At 72.3% G+C, this 17,555-nt stretch carries 22 protein-coding genes; 6 read left to right on the plus strand and 16 right to left on the minus strand.

All coding sequences use genetic code 11. From position 1 onward, the window contains the following. Window positions 1-13: 13 nt before the first annotated feature. Both A4R43_RS11340 and A4R43_RS11345 read right to left on the minus strand, forming a co-directional pair. Window positions 14-631, minus strand: a complete 618-nt coding sequence (locus A4R43_RS11340) for a CDP-alcohol phosphatidyltransferase family protein (RefSeq protein WP_113692305.1) — start codon at window positions 629-631, stop codon at window positions 14-16. A gap of 82 nt (window positions 632-713) precedes the next feature. Beyond that, on the minus strand, window positions 714-944 hold the full coding sequence (locus tag A4R43_RS11345) for a hypothetical protein (protein ID WP_113692306.1): 231 nt from the start codon (window positions 942-944) through the stop codon (window positions 714-716). A gap of 277 nt (window positions 945-1,221) precedes the next feature. Between A4R43_RS11345 and A4R43_RS43915 the strand changes: the two genes are divergently transcribed. Then, window positions 1,222-1,725, plus strand: coding sequence for a hypothetical protein (locus A4R43_RS43915; RefSeq protein WP_236808912.1), 504 nt, complete (start codon window positions 1,222-1,224; stop codon window positions 1,723-1,725). A 3-nt stretch (window positions 1,726-1,728) separates the two neighbouring features. Here A4R43_RS43915 and A4R43_RS11355 read toward each other — a convergent pair whose 3' ends face one another. Together A4R43_RS11355 and A4R43_RS11360 are read right to left on the minus strand one after the other, a co-directional pair. Continuing rightward, complete coding sequence (locus A4R43_RS11355; protein ID WP_418190815.1) at window positions 1,729-3,432, minus strand: AMP-binding protein; 1,704 nt, start codon at window positions 3,430-3,432, stop codon at window positions 1,729-1,731. Window positions 3,433-3,485: 53 nt separating this feature from the next. Continuing rightward, window positions 3,486-4,328 carry a crotonase/enoyl-CoA hydratase family protein gene (locus A4R43_RS11360; RefSeq protein WP_113697502.1) on the minus strand — a complete coding sequence of 281 codons (843 nt, stop codon included), beginning with the start codon at window positions 4,326-4,328 and terminating at the stop codon, window positions 3,486-3,488. Window positions 4,329-4,469: 141 nt separating this feature from the next. On the opposite strand from A4R43_RS11360, the gene A4R43_RS11365 reads away from it, so the two are divergent. Further along, window positions 4,470-5,339, plus strand: coding sequence for an alpha/beta fold hydrolase (locus A4R43_RS11365; protein WP_113692308.1), 870 nt, complete (start codon window positions 4,470-4,472; stop codon window positions 5,337-5,339). Window positions 5,340-5,360: 21 nt separating this feature from the next. Here the strand turns inward: A4R43_RS11365 and cobA are convergent, their stop codons facing one another. Genes cobA through mrf form a run of 6 tightly spaced genes read right to left on the minus strand, consistent with a single transcriptional unit; the run spans window position 5,361 to window position 9,496 of the window. Then, on the minus strand, window positions 5,361-6,572 hold the full coding sequence (gene cobA, locus A4R43_RS11370; RefSeq protein WP_113692309.1) for a uroporphyrinogen-III C-methyltransferase: 1,212 nt from the start codon (window positions 6,570-6,572) through the stop codon (window positions 5,361-5,363). 37 nt (window positions 6,573-6,609) lie between these two features. Continuing rightward, window positions 6,610-7,020: an ankyrin repeat domain-containing protein gene (locus A4R43_RS11375; RefSeq protein ID WP_113697503.1), complete on the minus strand. Its 411-nt coding sequence runs from the start codon at window positions 7,018-7,020 to the stop codon at window positions 6,610-6,612. Between the two features lie 13 nt (window positions 7,021-7,033). Next, the gene (locus A4R43_RS11380) at window positions 7,034-7,834 is read right to left on the minus strand and encodes a class I SAM-dependent methyltransferase (RefSeq protein ID WP_113692310.1); all 801 of its coding nucleotides are present in this window, start codon (window positions 7,832-7,834) and stop codon (window positions 7,034-7,036) included. Beyond that, the gene (rpmF, locus tag A4R43_RS11385; RefSeq protein WP_113692311.1) at window positions 7,831-7,989 is read right to left on the minus strand and encodes a 50S ribosomal protein L32; all 159 of its coding nucleotides are present in this window, start codon (window positions 7,987-7,989) and stop codon (window positions 7,831-7,833) included. Before rpmF ends, A4R43_RS11380 begins: the two co-directional genes overlap by 4 nt. After that, window positions 7,989-8,246, minus strand: coding sequence for a type B 50S ribosomal protein L31 (locus A4R43_RS11390; RefSeq protein ID WP_113692312.1), 258 nt, complete (start codon window positions 8,244-8,246; stop codon window positions 7,989-7,991). Before A4R43_RS11390 ends, rpmF begins: the two co-directional genes overlap by 1 nt. Further along, entirely contained in the window at window positions 8,243-9,496 is a 1,254-nt protein-coding gene (gene mrf, locus A4R43_RS11395; protein ID WP_205215298.1) for a ribosome hibernation factor-recruiting GTPase MRF, read from the minus strand. The genes A4R43_RS11390 and mrf overlap by 4 nt, the downstream gene beginning before the upstream one ends. A 51-nt stretch (window positions 9,497-9,547) precedes the next feature. Here mrf and rpmB point away from each other — a divergent pair, with 51 nt between their 5' ends. Genes rpmB through rpsR form a run of 4 tightly spaced genes read left to right on the plus strand, consistent with a single transcriptional unit; the run spans window position 9,548 to window position 10,484 of the window. After that, window positions 9,548-9,784, plus strand: coding sequence for a 50S ribosomal protein L28 (gene rpmB / locus A4R43_RS11400; RefSeq protein WP_113697504.1), 237 nt, complete (start codon window positions 9,548-9,550; stop codon window positions 9,782-9,784). Further along, window positions 9,784-9,948 (plus strand): 50S ribosomal protein L33, encoded by a 165-nt coding sequence (gene rpmG, locus A4R43_RS11405; RefSeq protein WP_113692314.1) that lies wholly within the window; start codon window positions 9,784-9,786, stop codon window positions 9,946-9,948. Before rpmB ends, rpmG begins: the two co-directional genes overlap by 1 nt. After that, the gene (gene rpsN / locus A4R43_RS11410) at window positions 9,948-10,253 is read left to right on the plus strand and encodes a 30S ribosomal protein S14 (protein ID WP_113692315.1); all 306 of its coding nucleotides are present in this window, start codon (window positions 9,948-9,950) and stop codon (window positions 10,251-10,253) included. The genes rpmG and rpsN overlap by 1 nt, the downstream gene beginning before the upstream one ends. A gap of 6 nt (window positions 10,254-10,259) precedes the next feature. After that, window positions 10,260-10,484, plus strand: a complete 225-nt coding sequence (gene rpsR / locus A4R43_RS11415; RefSeq protein ID WP_113692316.1) for a 30S ribosomal protein S18 — start codon at window positions 10,260-10,262, stop codon at window positions 10,482-10,484. 76 nt (window positions 10,485-10,560) lie between these two features. On the opposite strand, the gene A4R43_RS11420 is transcribed toward rpsR, so the two are convergent. The 6 genes from A4R43_RS11420 to A4R43_RS11445 all read right to left on the minus strand — a co-directional run bounded on the left by A4R43_RS11420 (window position 10,561) and on the right by A4R43_RS11445 (window position 17,496). Beyond that, a complete protein-coding gene (locus A4R43_RS11420) occupies window positions 10,561-10,857 on the minus strand; it encodes a hypothetical protein (protein WP_113692317.1) in 297 nt (98 codons plus the stop codon). Between the two features lie 75 nt (window positions 10,858-10,932). Further along, window positions 10,933-11,820: an LLM class flavin-dependent oxidoreductase gene (locus tag A4R43_RS11425; RefSeq protein WP_205215299.1), complete on the minus strand. Its 888-nt coding sequence runs from the start codon at window positions 11,818-11,820 to the stop codon at window positions 10,933-10,935. Between the two features lie 41 nt (window positions 11,821-11,861). Beyond that, complete coding sequence (locus tag A4R43_RS11430; protein ID WP_113692318.1) at window positions 11,862-13,265, minus strand: pyridoxal phosphate-dependent decarboxylase family protein; 1,404 nt, start codon at window positions 13,263-13,265, stop codon at window positions 11,862-11,864. Next, a complete protein-coding gene (locus tag A4R43_RS11435; protein WP_236808914.1) occupies window positions 13,262-14,560 on the minus strand; it encodes an MFS transporter in 1,299 nt (432 codons plus the stop codon). The genes A4R43_RS11430 and A4R43_RS11435 overlap by 4 nt, the downstream gene beginning before the upstream one ends. Window positions 14,561-14,718: 158 nt before the next feature. Next, on the minus strand, window positions 14,719-15,474 hold the full coding sequence (locus A4R43_RS11440; protein WP_162788409.1) for an endonuclease/exonuclease/phosphatase family protein: 756 nt from the start codon (window positions 15,472-15,474) through the stop codon (window positions 14,719-14,721). Between the two features lie 9 nt (window positions 15,475-15,483). Beyond that, complete coding sequence (locus A4R43_RS11445) at window positions 15,484-17,496, minus strand: neutral/alkaline ceramidase (protein ID WP_113692321.1); 2,013 nt, start codon at window positions 17,494-17,496, stop codon at window positions 15,484-15,486. Window positions 17,497-17,555 lie beyond the last annotated feature (59 nt).

Genomic DNA, 17,555 nt, shown 5'->3' on the forward strand with positions numbered 1-17,555 from the left:
GCAAGTCTGTCATTCACACGGCGGCGGTGGCACCCCGGCCCGGCGATATCGCCCGCACGGTCTGGAGCACGTACAGCGCGCCGGACCACAGGTACAGCACCCCGCCCCAGGTGGTGAACGCGTAGGCGATCGGCCGGGCGACGGCGGCCAGGTCGGAGCCACCCTGGGTGAGCAGGAGGAAGGGGAAGGCGTACATCAGCACGAAAGTGGCGCCCTTGCCGATGTAGGTGACCTCGGGCGGGGCGAAGCCGCGGCGCCGCAGCACCAGGATGCAGCAGCCGACCACGAGTTCGCGCAGCACCAGCGGGGCCACCACCCACCACGGCACGATGTCGCGCAGCAGGAAGGCCACCAGCGTGGCAATGATGTAGAGGCGGTCGGCGGCCGGGTCGAGCAGCTGGCCGAGCCTGCTGGTCTGGTCGAGCCAGCGGGCCAGCTTGCCGTCGAGCCAGTCGCTGAAGCCGCCGAAGGCCAGCACCGCCAGCGCCCAGCCGTCCTCCTCGGGCCCCAGCAGCAGCCACAGGAACACCGGCACGCCGGCGAGCCGGAGGATGGACAGCAGGTTCGGCACGGTCAGTGCCTGCCGGGCCAGTGACGGTTCCGGCCTGGTCGCCGATGGGGGCTCGCTCACCCGCTCAGCCTAGGCATCGCCCGGCGGACCGGGACGACGGGCTTCGCGAAGCGCACGCGGGTGAGCGTCCGCCCGGGACGGCTCAGCCGGCGCGGCGGTAGCTCCAGCCGCGGCGCTGCAGTTCCGCCCGGGTGAGCACCTGCGGGCGGCCGCGCCGGTCGGTACCGACCCAGCGCGCGTTGTTCTCCAGTACGTACGGGCGTCCCAGGCTCCACACCACGGTGCAGGGCGCCGTCGGCGGCGTCCGCGTGCCGGTGGTGCTGGACTGGGACCTGGTTGTTCCGGGTTCGGCCGGGGATTCCGCGTTTTCCATCGCTCTCAATGCTTCTGCTCGGGGGGGACTGTCCGGGTGCACCGCTTCGGGGTTCGCGGTGCCTCCGACATACCTGTCGGTCGGCAACGGCCGTTCGTTAACGGCTCGCGTGATCTTTCACCCGGTTTTTCAGCTACTGGGACCCGAACTGACCGTGCGTTACCGTCCACAGAGGACTACTCCGGCCCGCGCGGGCCCGCGCCGGGCGTGTCGGTCCCGGTCCGGCCAGGCCGCCCCGGCGAGAATGACTCGACGCTTCTCGCGGAAGGGGCCGCTCTTGACCGCCACCACCACCGTACGCCTGGCCTGCGCCGTTGTCGGGCTCGCCGCGCTCGCCGCGCTCGCCGCGTGCTCAGCGGAGCCGGAGCGGGCGGCCGCACCGGCCGTGCCCAGCGGTGACGCGGTCGTCGCGCCGCCCGCGCCGCCGCCGGTGAGCCTGACCACCCCGGCGGTGCCCAGCCCGGCGACCACCACCCCGCCGGCACCCGCGCCCGAGCGGAGCGCGCCCGGTGGCGGCTGCGGCACGGTGACCGCCGCCAGCGGATTCACCCTCCAGGTGCTGGACGCCGCCGAAACCGGGGTGCCGTGTGACGAAGCCCGTTCGGTGGTCGAGCGGTTCCACCGGGCGATCGCGGGCAGGCAGCCGGCCGGCTCGCAGGAACCGGTCAGCGAAACGGTGGACGGCTGGCTGTGCGTCTCGGGCGCGCCCACCGCGCAGGGCGGCACGACGTGCGGCCGGCAGGACCGGACCGTGCTGGCCGCCGTCGTACCGCTGGAATGAGCCTCAGGAACCCTTGAGCGTCGGGAAGTCCTCCTCGCGGAACTCCCCCGCCGGGCGGTCGGCCGACTCGTTCTCGCGGCCGCGCAGCTCGACGCGGCGGATCTTGCCGGAGATCGTCTTGGGCAGCTCGGTGAACTCCAGCCGCCGGATCCGCTTGTACGGCGCCAGGTGCTCGCGGCAGTGGGCCAGGATAGCCAGCGCGGTGTCCGCGCTCGGCTCGTGCCCGGCGGCCAGCACCACGTACGCCTTGGGCACGGCCAGCCGGATCGGGTCCGGCGCGGGCACCACCGCCGCCTCGGCCACCGCCGGGTGCTCGATCAGCACGCTCTCCAGCTCGAACGGCGAGATCCGGTAGTCCGACGCCTTGAACACGTCGTCGGTGCGGCCGACGTAGGTGAGGTAGCCGTCCTCGTCGATCGAACCGACGTCCCCGGTGTGGTAGTAGCCGTTCGCGAAGGCGGTGGTGGTGCGCTCGGCGTCGTCGGCGTACCCGGTCATCAGCCCGACCGGCCGTTTCGCCAGGTCCAGGCAGATCTCGCCCTCGGTGGCGCGCTCGCCGGTGACCGGGTCGACCAGCGCCACCGTGAACCCCGGCAGCGGGCGGCCCATCGAGCCCGGCCGGACCTCCTGGCCGGGCGTGTTCGCGATCTGCACGCTGCTCTCGGTCTGGCCGAAGCCGTCGCGGATGGTCACCCCCCACGAGGCGCGGACCTGCTCGATCACCTCGGGATTGAGCGGCTCGCCCGCCCCGACCACCTTGCGCGGCGGGGTTTTCAGCGCGCCGAGATCGGCCTGGATGAGCATGCGCCACACCGTCGGCGGCGCGCAGAAGCTGGTGATGCCGCAGCGGTCCATCTGCGCCATCAGCGCGGCGGCGTCGAAGCGCGTGTAGTTGTACAGGAACACCGTCGCCTCGGCGTTCCACGGCGCGAACACGTTGCTCCAGGCGTGTTTCGCCCAGCCGGGTGAGGAGATGTTCAGGTGGACGTCGCCCGGCTCCAGCCCGATCCAGTACATAGTGGACAGATGGCCCACCGGGTAGGAGACGTGGGTGTGCCGCACCAGCTTCGGCTGCGCGGTGGTGCCGGAGGTGAAGTAGAGCAGCAGCTCGTCGTCCGCCAGGGTGACCCCGTCCGGGGTGAACTCGCCCGCTTCGGCATACGCGGAGGCGAATTCGTGCCAGCCCTCGGCGGCCGCGCCGACGGCGATCCGCGTGTACTCCCCCGGCACGCCGTCGAACTTCGCCACGTCGGCGGAACGGACCACCACGTGCTTCGCGCCACCGCGGTCCACGCGGTCACGCAGGTCGGCCGGCCCGAGCAGGGTGGACGCCGGGATGATCACCGCGCCCAGCTTGATCGCGGCGAGAATGGTTTCCCACAGCTCACCCTGGTTGCCCAGCATCAGGATCAGCCGGTCCCCGCGGCGCACGCCGAGCCCGCGCAGCCAGTTCGCCACCTGGTCCGACCGGCGCGCCATCTCCGGGAAGGTCCAGCGGTTCTCCGAGCCGTCCTCTTCCACGATCCAGAGCGCGTACCGCTGCGCGTTGGCCGGGTCGCGGGCGATCTGGTCGAACCAGTCCAGCGCCCAGTTGAACTCGCCGAACTCCGGCCAGGCGAACCCGGCGTTCGCCGCCGCGTAGTCCTCCCGGTGCGCGAGCAGGAAGTCGCGCGCCTCCCGGAACCGCTGGGAAGCCTCGTTGCTCACCTTGGTCACCATCCGCCCTTCTCGTTGCCCTAATCGCCGCCCTGTTCGCCGCCCTATTCGCCGCGGAACTGCGGTGCGCGCCGCTCGAGGAACGCCTGCGCCGCCTCGGCCAGGTCCTTGCTCGGCAGGAACGCGGCGTTCCAGGCGGACACGTACCGCAGGCCGTCGGCGACCTGCCGCTCGGTGTTCACCGACAGCACGTCCTTCGTACCCTGCACCACCAGCGGCGGGTTCGCCGCGATTTCGGCGGCGAGTTCGCGGGCGGCGGCGAGCACCGCGTCCTGGTCCGGGTACACGTCGTTGACCAGGCCGATCCGCTCGGCCCGTGCGGCGTCGATGTCCTTGCCGGTCAGCGCCAGCTCACGGACGTGGCCCTCGCCGACGATGGTGGCCAGGCGCTGCAGGCTGCCGAGGTCGGCCACGATGGCCACCTTGACCTCGCGCACGCTGAACTTGGCTTCGGCGCTGGCCAGGCGGACGTCGGCGGCGCTGATCACGTCCACGCCGCCGCCGATGCACCAGCCGGACACCGCGGCCACCACCGGCTTGCGGCAGCGGGCCACCGAGGTGACCGCGTCCTGCAGCACGCGGATCTCGTCGAGGAAGGCGGTACGGGGCTTGGCGAGTGCGTCCCCGGCCAGCAGCGGCGCCCAGTTCGGCATCATCGCGGGCAGGTCGAGCCCGTAGGAGAAGTGCTTGCCGCTGCCGGTCAGCACCACCGCCCTGACCTCGGGGTCGGCGTCCAGCGCCCGGAAGACCAGTGGCAGCTCGCGCCAGAAGTCGGGGCCCATCGCGTTGCCCTTGCCCGGTCCCAGCAGGGTCACCTCGGCCACGTGGCCGTCGCGGTCCACCTTGAGCGAGACGAGATCGGGCAGCGCATCGGCGTTCACAGTCATGGCGGTCATCATTACTCATCAGTACGGGCGGGGGCCAGCGACCGGCCGGTGACTGGTTGGCGGGATGCCAACCCAGCCCGGGAGATGGTTTGCTGGGCAGGTGCGGGCCTGTGCTGGTCTCGGCGGAGGGATGGTGACTCGATGAGCGTGAACAGCGCGGCGGTGGTACTGGAGCAGCCCGGCGAGCCCCGGCGGAGCACCCGGCCGATCGAGCTGGCCGGTTCGTTCGTGCACGAGGGGCACCGGCTCGCCTACACCGAGTACGGCGACGGCGACCGGGTGGTGGTGCTCACCCACGGCATCATGTTCACCCGGCGGATGCACGCGCCGCTGGCCAGGCGGCTGGCCGCCGAGGGCTACCGGGTGGTCACGCTCGACCTGCTCGGGCACGGGGAATCGGCGCGGCCCACCGAGTCCTGGCTGTACTCGATGCCCGCCTTCGCCGAGCAGACCGTGGCGCTGCTCGACCACCTCGATGTGGACCGCGCGGTGATCGGCGGCACGTCGCTCGGCGCCAACGTCTCGCTCGAGGTGGCGGTGTCCGCGCCCGAGCGCATGCACTCGCTGATCGCCGAGATGCCGGTGCTGGACAACGCGATCGTGGCCGGGCTGCTCACCTTCGCGCCCCTGCTGTTCGCGGCCAGGTTCGTGCCGGTGACCGTGCGCGGGGTGGCCGCGGTGGCCGGGCTGGTGCCGCACGGCAACCAGTGGGTGGACGTGGTCACCGACACGCTCGACCAGGAACCGGCCGGCATGGCGGCGCTGCTGCACGGCGTGCTGTTCGGCCGGATCGCGCCGCCGAAGTCGGTGCGCCGCAAGATCAAGGTGCCCGCGCTGGTGATCGGGCACCAGCGGGACCCGATCCACCCCTTCGGCGACGCCGACACCCTGGCCGTCGACCTGCCGGACGCGCAGTTCATCCAGGCCCGCAGCCCGATCGAGTTCCGGCTCGACCCGGGCAGGCTCACCGGCGCGGTGCTGGACTTCCTGGACGCCTCATTCGCGCGGTGATCCCCCGGCGGCGGGCCGGGGTCAGCCGAGTCCGGCGACCGGCCCGATCACGATGATCGCGGGCGGGCGCACCCCGGCCTCGGCCGCCACCCCGGCCACGCTGTCCAAAGTGGACCGCAGCACGCGCTGGGTGCGCATGGTGCCGTCCTCGATGATCGCCACCGGGGTGTCGCCGGGACGGCCGCCGTCGAGCAGGGCACCGGCGAACTTGGCCAGCCGCTCGACGCCCATCATCAGCACGATCGTGCCCCGCAGGCGGGCCAGCGCGGACCAGTCGGTCAGCGACTGCGGGTGTCCCGGCGGCACGTGCCCGGAGACCACCACCACCTCGTGCGTGACCCCGCGGTGCGTCACCGGCACCCCGGCCACCGCGGGCACGGCGAAGGCGCTGGTGATGCCGGGGACCACGGTCACCGGGATGCCCGCGTCGGCGCAGGCCAGCACCTCCTCGAAACCGCGGCCGAACACGTACGGGTCACCGCCTTTGAGGCGGACCACGAACTTGCCTGCCTTGGCCTGCTCGATCAGCGTGGAGTTGATCACGTCCTGGCTGGCCGCGCGGCCGTACGGGATCTTCGCCGCGTCGATCACCTCGACCTCGGGCGCCAGCTCGTCGAGCAGTTCACGCGGGCCGAGCCGGTCGACCACCACCACGTCGGCACGCGCGAGCAGGCGACGGCCGCGCACGGTGATCAGCTCCGGGTCGCCGGGGCCGCCGCCGACCAGCGCCACCCCGGGCAGTTCTTCCCCCGCGGTGCGGTACTCGGCGGCCACCGTGCCCGCCCGCAGGCCGTCCAGGATGGAGTCACGCACCGCGGCCGAGCGCAGCGGCTCACCGCCGGAGAGCACCCCGACCAGCACTCCCCCGTGCCGGCCCGACGCCGGGGTGACCGCGCTGCCCTCGGCACCGGCGTCGGCGCGGACGCAGAAGACCCGCGCGCGCTCGGCCTCCGCGCACACCGCGGCGTTGACCTCGGGGCTGTCCGTGCAGGCCAGCGCGTACCAGGCGTCGGTGAGGTCGCCGTCGGCGTAGGCGCGCCGGTGCCAGCGCAGCTCGCCGGTCTCGGCCATGGCCTCGACCGACGGGGTCACGTGCGGGGCGATCACCTCGACCGCGGCACCGGCGCCGACCAGCCGCGGCAGCCGCCGCTGGGCGACCATGCCGCCGCCGACCATCACCACGCGCTTGCCGGAGAGGTCGAGGCCGGACAGGTAGTGGGGGTCTTCTGGCATGCGTAGAAGCATGCCTGGCCGCGTGCGCGGCGGCGCGTCAGGGCCGCAGGAGTGTGAGCATTTCGTCGTTGCCGAACAGGCGCGCGGTCTCCAGCGCGGACGGCTGACCGGCCGCCGGATCGGCCCCGCCGGCGAGCAGCGCCTTGACCACCTCGGGCTCGGCCTTGAACACCGCGCCCGCCAGCGGCGTCTGGCCGCGGTCGTTGGCCCGGTTGGGGTCGGCGCCGCGCTCGAGCAGCGCGGTGACGGTGTCGGCGTGGCCGTGGTAGGCGGCGAGCATGACCAGCGTGTCCCCGCGGTCGTTGGTCAGGTTCGCCTGGATGCCGGCGTCCACATAGGCCGCCAGTTCCTCGGTGCGGCCCGCCCTGGCGAAGCCGAACACCTTGGCCCACAGTTCGAGCAGTTCGGGATCAGGATCGGGCTCGGTCTCGGGCTTGGGGTCGGTCATGGCCCCCAGCATCTCACGCGGGGACGCGGCCCACCGCGATCAGCGAACCGCAGTCGAGCGTGGTGATGCCCGCCTCGGCCAGCCCGGCCAGGAAGCGCTCCTTCACCCGCGCCACCGCGGCTTCGTCCAATCCGGTGAGGAAGGCACGCATGGCGGCGCCGAGGTACAGCTTCCACGCGTCCTCGGGGTGCAGTGGCTGGACGAACTCGACCGGCTCGACGGTGATCCCGGTCAGGCCGAGCCCGGTCAGCCAGTCCGTCAGCTTCTCCGGGGTGTCGATCCGCTCCGGTCCGCCGGCGCGGCCGTCCGGCCGGTCCGCTTCCGGGCGTTCCGCCGCGGCCGCGGCCTGTGCGATCGGCACGATCCTGGCCATGTTGCTGCGCCGCCAGGTGGTCACCGCGAACCGGCCGCCGGGACGGACCAGGCTGACCAGCCGCCGCGCCCCGGCGTCCATGTCCGGGAAGAAGAACACCCCGTAGACGCACTGGACCAGGTCGTACGGCTCGGCGGTCCAGGTCAGCACGTCGTGCCGGGTGAACTCGAGCTGCGTCAGGCCCGCGGCGTGCGCCCGGCCCTGGGCGAGCAGGCCCTCGGCCACGTCCACCGCGTCGACGTGCCCGGACGGGCCGACCGCGAGCGCGGCGGGCACCGCCGAGGCACCCGAACCGCAGCAGGCGTCGAGCACGCGGTCACCCGGCGCGGGCCGGGTGACCGCCACCGTCAGCTCGCCGAGCGGCCGCCACAACCGCGCGTACCAGTCGGCGAACTCGGCACCGGCGGCGCTGAACACCCCGCCGGCGAACTCCGGATTCATCGCGCGATCCGCTGGAAGTGGCCGATCAGGCGGCGCGGCACCAGCTGCCGCTGCCCGTCGACCACGATCGGCACCAGGTCGGGCGCGGTGGCCTTCCACTGCGCGCGGCGGTGCCGCGTGTTGCTGCGCGAGGTCTTCCGCTTGGGCACGGCCATCACTTACCGCCCTTTCGCTGTCCGTAGCGGCGGTGGAACTTCTCGACCTGGCCGGCGGTGTCCATGATGCGGCGGGCACCGGTCCAGAACGGGTGGGAGGCGGAGCTGATGTCCACCAGCACCAGAGGATAGGTGTTCCCGTCGGACCATTCGACGGTTTTCTCCGAAGTCATCGTCGACCGGGTGAGGAAGGCCTCCCCGGTGGCGGTGTCCTTGAACACCACCGGGTGGTAGTCGGGGTGGATACCCGGTTTCATCGCTGTTCGTCCTTCCGGTCGGCCGCCGAGACCTCGTGTCCCGGCGCTTTCTCAGCGTTGTCGCTGTCGTCGCAGGGTTCTTCGTGCCATTCGCCGAACGGGTCCGGGTAGCGCGCCCACGCCTCCGGCCCGGCGGCGAGTTCTTCGTCGGTGAGCAGCGCCGCGTCGAGCGCCGCCGACACCTCCTCCGGGGTGGCCTGGTGGGTGAGCACCACCAGTTCCTGTGCCCGGTCACCGAATTCCGGGTCCCAGCGCAGCGACGCCAGGGTCCGGCGTTCCGGGCTCACGTCCGTCCACTCCGGACCTTCGTCGGCGGCGAGCCAGTGCCCGGCGTGCCCGATGCCGAGCCCGCCTCCGGCGGATTCGACCCACAGCGCCATCTCGGGCTGGCTCGCCACCCACACCCGGCCGCGGGTGCGGACGACACCGTCGAGCAGCACGTCGATGGCGTCGTGGAGGCGTTCCGGGTGGAACGGCCGGGTACGGGTGTAGGTCAGCAGCGCGATGCCACAGTCCTCGACGAGCGGCGGCTCACCACGCAGGAGCGTGCCGTGCATGTCGGTCACCTCGCCGCGGCGGGCGCCGGCGGGCACGACGTCGGCCACCTCGGTGGTGGTGGCCAATTCGAGGCGAGGCGCGGTCGGGGCGAGGCGGTCGAGCACGGCAGCGGTCTTGGCGGCGCTCCACGCGTCGGGCGCGTCGCCGTCGAGGACCAGCACGTCGGCGAACTCGGCCTGCGCGATGCCGACCTGGGCCAGCGTGCGCTCGTCCTCCGGGCTGGCCTGCAGCGCTCGCTCGGCGAGGGTGTCGTCACCGGTGACGTCGGCGAGCCAGCTCGCGCGGTCGAGCACGGCGACCACCGCGTCCACCCGGACGTCCTCGATGACCGGGTGGTCACCGACCAGCGTGTGCTCCAGCGCCCAGCACACCGGTTCCGGCTCCATCGCCTCGTCGAGGCGCACCACGATCCGCCGGACCTCGGGCAGCCGGGTCAGCTGGCGCAGCAGCGGCAGCAGGTCCTGGCGCAGGGTGCACGACACGCAGCCGTGGGCCAGCTCCAGCACGGTGAGCTGGTCACGCGCGCCGAGCTGGAGGCGGCGGGTGACCACACCCTCGTGGATCCGGCGGAGATTGTGGTGCACCACCGCGGTTCCGGGTTCGCCGGCGCGGAGGCGGTCCGCCAGCGCGGCGCTGGGCCCGGCGGCCAGGCCGCCGATCAGGGTGAGGGGAATGCGGGGGTCTTCGGTCACGGGTGTGTACTGTAGTTGAAAACGACTATCAATTCCAATTGAGGAGGACAGGTGTCGGCTGTGTGCCAGGTCACCGGGCGGCGGCCCGGGTTCGGCAAGCAGGTCTCGCATTCGCACAAGCGGACTTCGCGGCGCTGGGACCCCAACCTGCAGACGCGGCGGTACTGGGTGCCGAGCGAGGGCCGCTGGGTCCGGCTGCGCGTCTCGGTCAAGGGCATGAAGACCATCGACAAGCGCGGGATCGACGCGGTGGTCGCCTCCCTGCGGGCACGCGGGGAGAAGCTCTGATGGCGCGCAACGAACTCCGGCCGATCGTCAAGCTGCGGTCCACCGCCGGTACCGGCTTCACCTACGTCACCAGGAAGAACCGCCGCAACGACCCGGACCGGATGGTGCTGCGCAAGTACGACCCGGTGGTGCGGCGGCACGTCGAGTTCAAGGAGGACCGCTGATGGCGAAGAAGTCGAAGATCGCCCGCGACGCGCAGCGGCGGGTCGTGGTGGCCCGGTACGCCGAGCGGCGGGCGGAGCTGAAGGAGATCGTGCGCTCCCCCGCTTCTTCACCGGAGGCCCGCGCGGCGGCGGTTTCCGCGCTGCAGTCGATGCCCCGCGACGCGAGCCCGACGCGGCTGCGCAACCGGGACGTCGCCGACGGGCGGCCGCGGGGGCACCTGCGGAAGTTCGGGTTGTCGCGGGTCCGGTTCCGGCAGATGGCGCACAACGGTGAGCTGCCGGGCGTTTCGAAGTCGAGTTGGTGAGCGGGCGTGAAGCGTGAGCTGAAGAAGCGGCGGAACCTGCTGGCCACCGAGAAGGTGTCCGAAGTGGACTGGAAGGACACGGCGCTGCTGCGGAAGTTCATCTCCGACCGCGGCAAGATCCGCGCGCGGCGGGTGACCGGGCTGACGCCGCAGCAGCAGCGGCAGGTGGCCACCGCGATCAAGAACGCACGGGAAATGGCGCTACTGCCCTACCCGGCGCGGGGTCGCTAGGGATTGACTGTCACGAATGTGGCTTTCGAGATGTTTCGCGTCCCGAAAGCCACATTCGTGACACTTCCCCGGTCGCTCAGTGGTCGTCGTAGTGCGAGGCGTGTGCGGCGTGCCGGTGGCCGTCGTGCAGGTAGTCGACGTGGTCGCCGTGCGGGACGGCGACGTGGCCGCAGCCGTCCCCGTGCTCGTGCGGGTGCGCTTCGTGCGTCACGTGCCCGGTGGGCTCACACTCGTCGTAGTGGCCGTCGTGCTCGCGGTGCAGGTGTCCATCGTGGACGTAGTCGACGTGCTCACCGTGGGGCACCGCGACATGTCCGCATCCTTCACCGTGCCGGTGGTCGTGGCCCGTGTGTTCGGCGTGTGCGGTGGTCATGGTCGGCTCCTTCCGGATTCGCGGCCACGCTAACACCGCGTGCGCGCTCCCGCGTGCCACGTCAACCCGATCGGGTCACCCCAGCAGCAGGCGGGCCCGCGCCAGCCGGTCCACCTGCTCGCGCCAGTCCCCGCCGCCGACGCCGAGCACCAGGTGGTCCACCCCGGCGGCGGCGTACTCGGCGAACCGGTCGGCCGCCTCGTCCGGGGTGCCGGTGATCGGCACGCGCCGCGCCCGCTCCGGCGCCATGCCGTACCCACCGGCGATCTGCGCGGCGAGGTCCTCCGCCGAGGTGCCCCCGAACGAGACCACCCCGCCGACGGTCACCGTCGGCAGCGGCCGTTCGTACTCCGCCGCCAGCTCGGCCAGGTGCCCGCGCCCGCGGACCACCTCGTCGACCGGAATGAGCGAGGGAAACCAGCCGTCACCGAAGCGCGCCGCCCGCCGCCTGGCCACGGCCGAATCGTTGCCCACCCAGATCAGCGGGGTCTTCACCGCGGGCGCGAGCTGCACCTCCGGCTCCCCCGGTTCGTCCGGCAGGCGCACCGGCTTGCCCACGAACAGCTCCGGCAACAGGCGCAACGCCACGTCGGTGCGCCTGCCCCGGTCGGCGAACGGCACGCCGGCCGCCGCCCACTGCCCCGCCCCGCCGCCCGACCCGACCCCCAGGACGAGTCGGCCGCCGGAGAGGAACTGCAGGCTGGCCAGATGCTTGGCGGCCCAGGCCAGCGGCCGGATGGCGGGCACGAAAACGCCGGTGCCGATCCGGACCCGCTCGGTGACCGCGGCCGCGGTGGCCAGCGCGGCCACGCTGTCCAGAGTGGACATACCGGTGGCCAGGTGGTCGCCCGTCCAGACCCCGTCGAGCCCGGCCGCCTCGGCGTGCCGCGCCGCCGTGCGCAGGTCGAAACCCTGTTCCAGCTGCGTGGTCACCGACGGCAGGACCACCCCGATCTCCATCATGGCCACGATCCTGGGACCTCGACCAAGCTGGAGGTCAACCCCTAGTGGTGCAACTGCCCCAGGAATTCCAGCAGCAGGCGCTCTCGCAGCCGGGGTGGCGCGGCCGCGAGCAGGGTGTTGACCTCCGCCATCCGCGCGGGCACCGCACCACCGTCGCCGAGCCCGGCGGCCGCGAGCAGCCCGGCGAACTGCTCGGAAGTCAGCCCCTCCGGGTCCAGTGCCGCGACGAACTCCAGCACCCGGGGATCCACCTCGACGGGCCCGGCCGCACGCGCCACGGTCACCGCGGATTCGAGATCGGCGAGGAATTCCCGCTCGTGGCCCCGGTTCGCGGCCGACAGCGTCAGGTGCAGGTTCGACGGCGAGACACCGTGCGCGAACTGCGGCTGGACGTACCAGTTCCGCGCGGACATCTCGTCGGCCACGGTGAACAGGTCGAAGCCCGGCGTGCCGTCGAGCGCGAGCGCGACCAGGGTCGAGTCGGGCGCGCCGAGCACCCGCAGGCCGTCGATCTTGCCGATCCCGGCGGCGATCTCCTCGGCCGCCGCCCGCGCGTCGAGCGCCAGGCGCCGGTAGCCGTCGGCGCCGATGTGCCGCACCACCGCCCACGCCGCGGCCAGCGGGCCACCCGAGCGCGTGGACTGCACGGTGGTGTTGAGCATCGTGTAGCCGGGCCAGTCGGCGCTGGCGAAGTAGTGCCCGCGCCGCAGTTCCGCGCCGGCGTGCAACAGGACCGACACGCCCTTCGGGCAGTAGGCGTACTTGTGCAGGTCGACCGAAACGCTGGTCACCCCGGGCACGTCGAAGCCGAACGGCGGCACCCCGAGGTGCGGCAGCACCCAGCCGCCGATGCAGGCGTCGACGTGCATCCGGATCCCCCTGGCCGCCGCGGCCGCGGCGATTTCGGCGATCGGGTCGAGCACACCGTGCGCGTAGGACGGCGCGCTCGCCACCACCAGCACGGTGCGCTCGTCCATCGCGGCCGCCATCGCCGCCGGGTCGGCGCGGAAGGTCACCGGATCGACCGGCACCGGCACCGCGCGCACGCCGAAGAAGTGCGCCGCCTTGTGGAAGGCCGCGTGCGCGGTCTCCGGCAGCACCATCGCCGGTTCACGCACCTCCGGCGCGCCGGTGCGCGCGGCGAGCACCGCCAGCAGGCAGGATTCGGTACCACCGGAGGTCACCGCGCCGACCGTGTGCTCGGTGCCGCCGACCAGTTCCGCGGTGGTGGCCACCAGTTCGTTCTCCAGCCGCAGCAGGCTCGGGAACGCGGTGGGGTCGAGCCCGTTGGCGTGCGCGGCCAGCGCGTGCGCCTCGGCGGCCAGTTCGTCCACTCCGGACAGTCCGCTGTCGTAGACGTAGGCCAGCGTCCTGGCGCCGTGCGTGGGCAGGTCCCCGGCACGCAGCGCGCGGAGTTCGGCGAGCACCTCCGCCGCGGCGGTCATCGGCCCGGTTCCAGGATCGACTTGCGCAGCAGCGGCAGGGCGACGGCCACCAGGATCGCGGGCAGCAACGAGAACCCGACGAGGATCGCGGTGACCGCGCTGTCCGGCTGCGCCGCCGACGAGTCCACAGAGGACACATAACCGCCGAGCTGGAGGATCAGCCCGAACAGGCCGGGCCCCAGCGCCAGGCCGAGCGTCTCGCCCGCGGTCCACACCCCGGCCGCCACCCCGGCGCGGGTGGCGCCGGTGCGCTCCTCCTCGGCGGTGATCAGGTCGGGCAGGATCGCCAGCGGGAACACCTGGATGCCCGCGTAACCGACCCCGGCCAGCGCCACGAACACAAAGGAGACGGGCACCGGCAGCACCCGCGCGGCGAGCAGGCCCAGCAGCGCGACGGCGAAGATCGCGGTGAAGATCCGCAGCCCGGTCACCTTGCCCCAGCGCTTGCCCAGCGCCATGCACAACGGCATCACCAGCAGCGCGGGGCCGACGAAGCCGACGAAGAGAAAGGTCTGCAGCCCGGCGTCGCCGAGCACGTACCTGGCGCCGTAGCTGACCCCGGCGAGCAGCGTGCCGATGCCCAGCGACTGCACGAAGTAGACGCCGAGCAGCCAGCGGAAGGAACGCCAGGCCCGCATGGTGGCCAGCAATTCACGCCAGCTCGCGGTGGGCTGGCGGATCTCGGCGACCGGGGCGTGGCGGATGCTGAAGTACACGCCGAGCGCGCCGCCCAGGATGATCAGGCCGACCGCCACGCCCATCACCTGGTACCCGAGCACACCGTCGAAGATGCCCACGATCGCGGGCGCGCCGCCGCCGGAGACCAGGATCGCCAGCGCCAGCACGCCGATGCGCCAGCTGTTCAGCCGCGTGCGTTCCTCGTAGCCGGGGGTCAGCTCGGCGGGCAGCGCGTTGAACGGCACCTGGAAGAAGGCGAACGCGGTGGCGCACAGGAAGAACACCGCCACCACGTACCCGGCGTCGAGCCAGGTCCGGCCGAAGCCGGGATGCGCGAACAAGGCCGCGAACAGCACCGCGACGCCGATCCCGCCGAAGAGCAGGAACTTCGCGCGGCTGCCCGAGCGGGCCAGGCGGGCGTCGGAAATGCGGCCGGCGACCGGGTTGAACAGCACGTCCCACGCCTTGGGCACCAGCACGATCGCGCCCGCGATGGCACCCGGCACGGCCATCGTGTCGGTGAGGTAGGGCAGCAGCAACAGGCCCGGCACGGTGCCGAAGGCGCCCGTGACAAACGAGCCGACCGAGTACCCGAGCCGGGTCCGAAGCGGAAGCACGACCGTGACTCTATCTTTGGCCGCGCCTTCGGCGCGGCGGCGAGGTCGCTTTTGAGCCGATGTCTGGAGTGGGCACTGGCCCCGGCCTTGGGGGCCGGGCCCAGTGCCCACTCCAGACATCGGCGCGACCTCGCGGAGGTGGGGAGGGGAGGCCCGATTTAGTACTCGATCTTCGCCAGTACCGGGTAGTGGTCCGAGGGAATCGTGTCACCCTCGAAACCGGCGACGGACACCGGCCCGATCACCGCCCGCACGTCAGCACCGTGGAAGGCACCGATGTGGTCGAGCACGTCCCGATAACCCGCGGGCCTGGCGAGTGGATTGGTCATCGCGTCGTAAGTCCAGGTGGGCGCGGGGTGCAGGGTCGCGCCGAGCGTTCGCCCGGCCTCGGCGAGCCGCGCGAGGCCGACGTTGAGGTCACCGGCGATCACCACCGGCTCGGACGGCGGCACGATCCGCTCGACCAGCCGCCGGATCGTGGTGAGCTGGCGCGTGCGGACCGCGTGCGCGCGACGCGGCTGCCAGGCGTCGGCCTGCAAGTGGGTGCCCGCCACCCACCAGCCGTCGAACCGGACCAGCGCGGCGCCCTTGGCGGCGAAGCGGTCGCTGGTGCCGAGGCAGTGGTCGGTGAACACCACCTGGTGGCGTGCGGTGATCGGCAGCTTGCTCAGCACCGCGACCCCGCCGCTGACCGCCAGCCACCGCGTGTGCCTGCCGACCACCGGCGTGCGGTGCGGCCAGTCGTCGGCCAGCGAGCGGACCAGGTCCAGCGCCTCCCCACTGAAGGCCTCGTTCAGCACCAGCACGTCGGGCCGTGCCTCGCGGATCACCGCCTCCGCGGCACGCGCGCGGGCCGCCTTGTCGCGGTGCGACGGCTGCAACGGCCACGGCAGCTGGAACAGGTTGAAGCTCATCAGGAGCATTCAGGCGACCACAAAAGCCCGTGACGTCCCGGTGAACGCGGTGATCGCGCCGGTGATGCCGTGCTTCCAGTCGCCGTGGTGCACCAGCCGGTACTTGCCCAGCGGCGCGTTCACCGGGATGTCCCAGGTGAGCACGGCCTTCGACTCGCCGAGCACGGTCCTGGCCCAGTGGTACTTCGTCGCCCAGTCGCCGTCGTCGGCGTGGCGCACCCACGCCCCGTCGACCAGCCGCTGCACCTCGAGAAAGGTGCCGCCGCGGCGCAGGTTGTTCTTCGGGTGCCCGGTCACGAACTCCACCAGCACCCGCTCCCCGCGCCGGTAGCTGCTCTTCGCCTCGGTCAGCACGTCCCCGAAGTCCTTGAACGGCGGCGCGCTGTCGAACACCACGCCCGGCTGGAAGTTCAGCTGCTTTCCCGACAGGTCGCGCGGGCGCGGGCCCGGATCGACCGGCGTGCCCGCGCGCATCGCCGCCGCCAGGCGCGCGAACTCCTGCTGGTACGCGGGCAGCGTGTACCGGCCGAACAGGGTGGACGCGCCCTCGTACTGCTGCGAGTCGTACTCCTCCGGCGTGGTCACGTACTGGCTGTAGGCGTTGGCGTACCCCTGCACCACCACGTTCTCCAGCGGCACGCCGAGTTCGGCGGCGACCGTGCGGCGCAGCCGCAGCCCCGCGACGATGGTGCACTCGGCGGGCACGGCGACCAGGTACAGCGAGCCGATGCGCACCAGTTGCAGCGGCAACACCTCCGGCGCCCACGGGTACGGCTTCATCGCGCCGAACGGCACCGCGACCACCTTCGGCGCCTGCGCGTCGGCCAGTTCCTTCGGCACCGGCGCGTCCATGCCGCCGAGCGCGTCGACGAACGGGTTGCGGATGCCCTCGGGCAGCGGCAGACCGGGGCCGTCCTCCGTGCTGCCCGCCAGCATCGAGGCGCCGATCGCCGCGGTGCAGGTGCGCCGCGGGCGGCCGTCCGGGGTGAACCGGCCGTCCACCTCCACATCGGACATGTCCACAAAGGACATCCGGTAGTCGATCGGCCCGGTGAGCGGGGTGCTCGAGTCGTAGGCGGCGCGGGCGGCGCGGTACTGGCGCTCGCCGATGATCCTGGTGTTCTCGAACTCGTCCTCGGTCGGGCCGGAACCCGGTTTCAGGTTCAGGTTCGGCGACATGTCCCCGGCATTGGTCTGCGGGAAGCTGGCCACGAACGAGGGCTTGCCGTCCAGGTAACGCACGCCGGCGTGGTCGTGCTCCCAGTGGTAGGCGGCGTAACCCTTGTTGTCCCCGCTGATCAGCTTGTTGCCGTTGGTCATCGAGGTGCCGTGTGTGGCGAACCAGCAGATCGCACCGGTGTCGCGGCCGGACCGGGCCAGCCGCAGCACGGTCATCGCCGGATCGATCGACAGCGGGAAGAACGCCTTGTCCGCAGCCGGGTTCAGCTCGAAGGCAGTGCGTGAGCGGTTGGCGCTGCCGTCGGTCAGTTCGCTGCGCCCGAGCCGGATCGTGCCGGGTGCCAGGTCCTCGTGCGCGGCCTTGACCGCCTCGACGATGCCGCCGACCACCGCGTCGAAGGTCTGCCGCTGGAAACCGAGGATCGACAGGTTGTAGGCCGCGTAATGCGAATAGCCGCCGCAGCCCGCGTGCGTGTGCGTGGCGTTGAGCAGGACGTTCTGCTCGGTGTAGAGGTTCCCGTACGCCTTGGCCAGCTCGGCGAGCACGGCCTGGTGCACCGACTGGAAGATGGCGCCGAGATCGGCGTTGACGAAGGCGATCCGCCGGGTCCCGTCGTCGATGACGTAGGCACGCGCCCGGGTGCGCTGGTGGATGCCCGCGGTCTGCTGCTGCGGCATGGAGTAGCCCATCATGCCGTTCTCCGCGGCGGGCCCGGTGACGTCGGCGATGCCGACGCCGATCCGGTAGCCGCCCGCCGCGCGCGCGGCCGTGCCGCCCAGCGCGCCCGCCACCAGTGGGACCGCGGCGGCTCCCGCCAGCACCTGCCTCCGGCTGACCGGCATGCCCGCCTCCTCGTCAAATGTGAATGCGCTTCACGTTCGACGAGGAGACTACGTGACCG

The organism is Amycolatopsis albispora (assembly GCF_003312875.1).
Lineage (GTDB): Bacteria > Actinomycetota > Actinomycetes > Mycobacteriales > Pseudonocardiaceae > Amycolatopsis > Amycolatopsis albispora.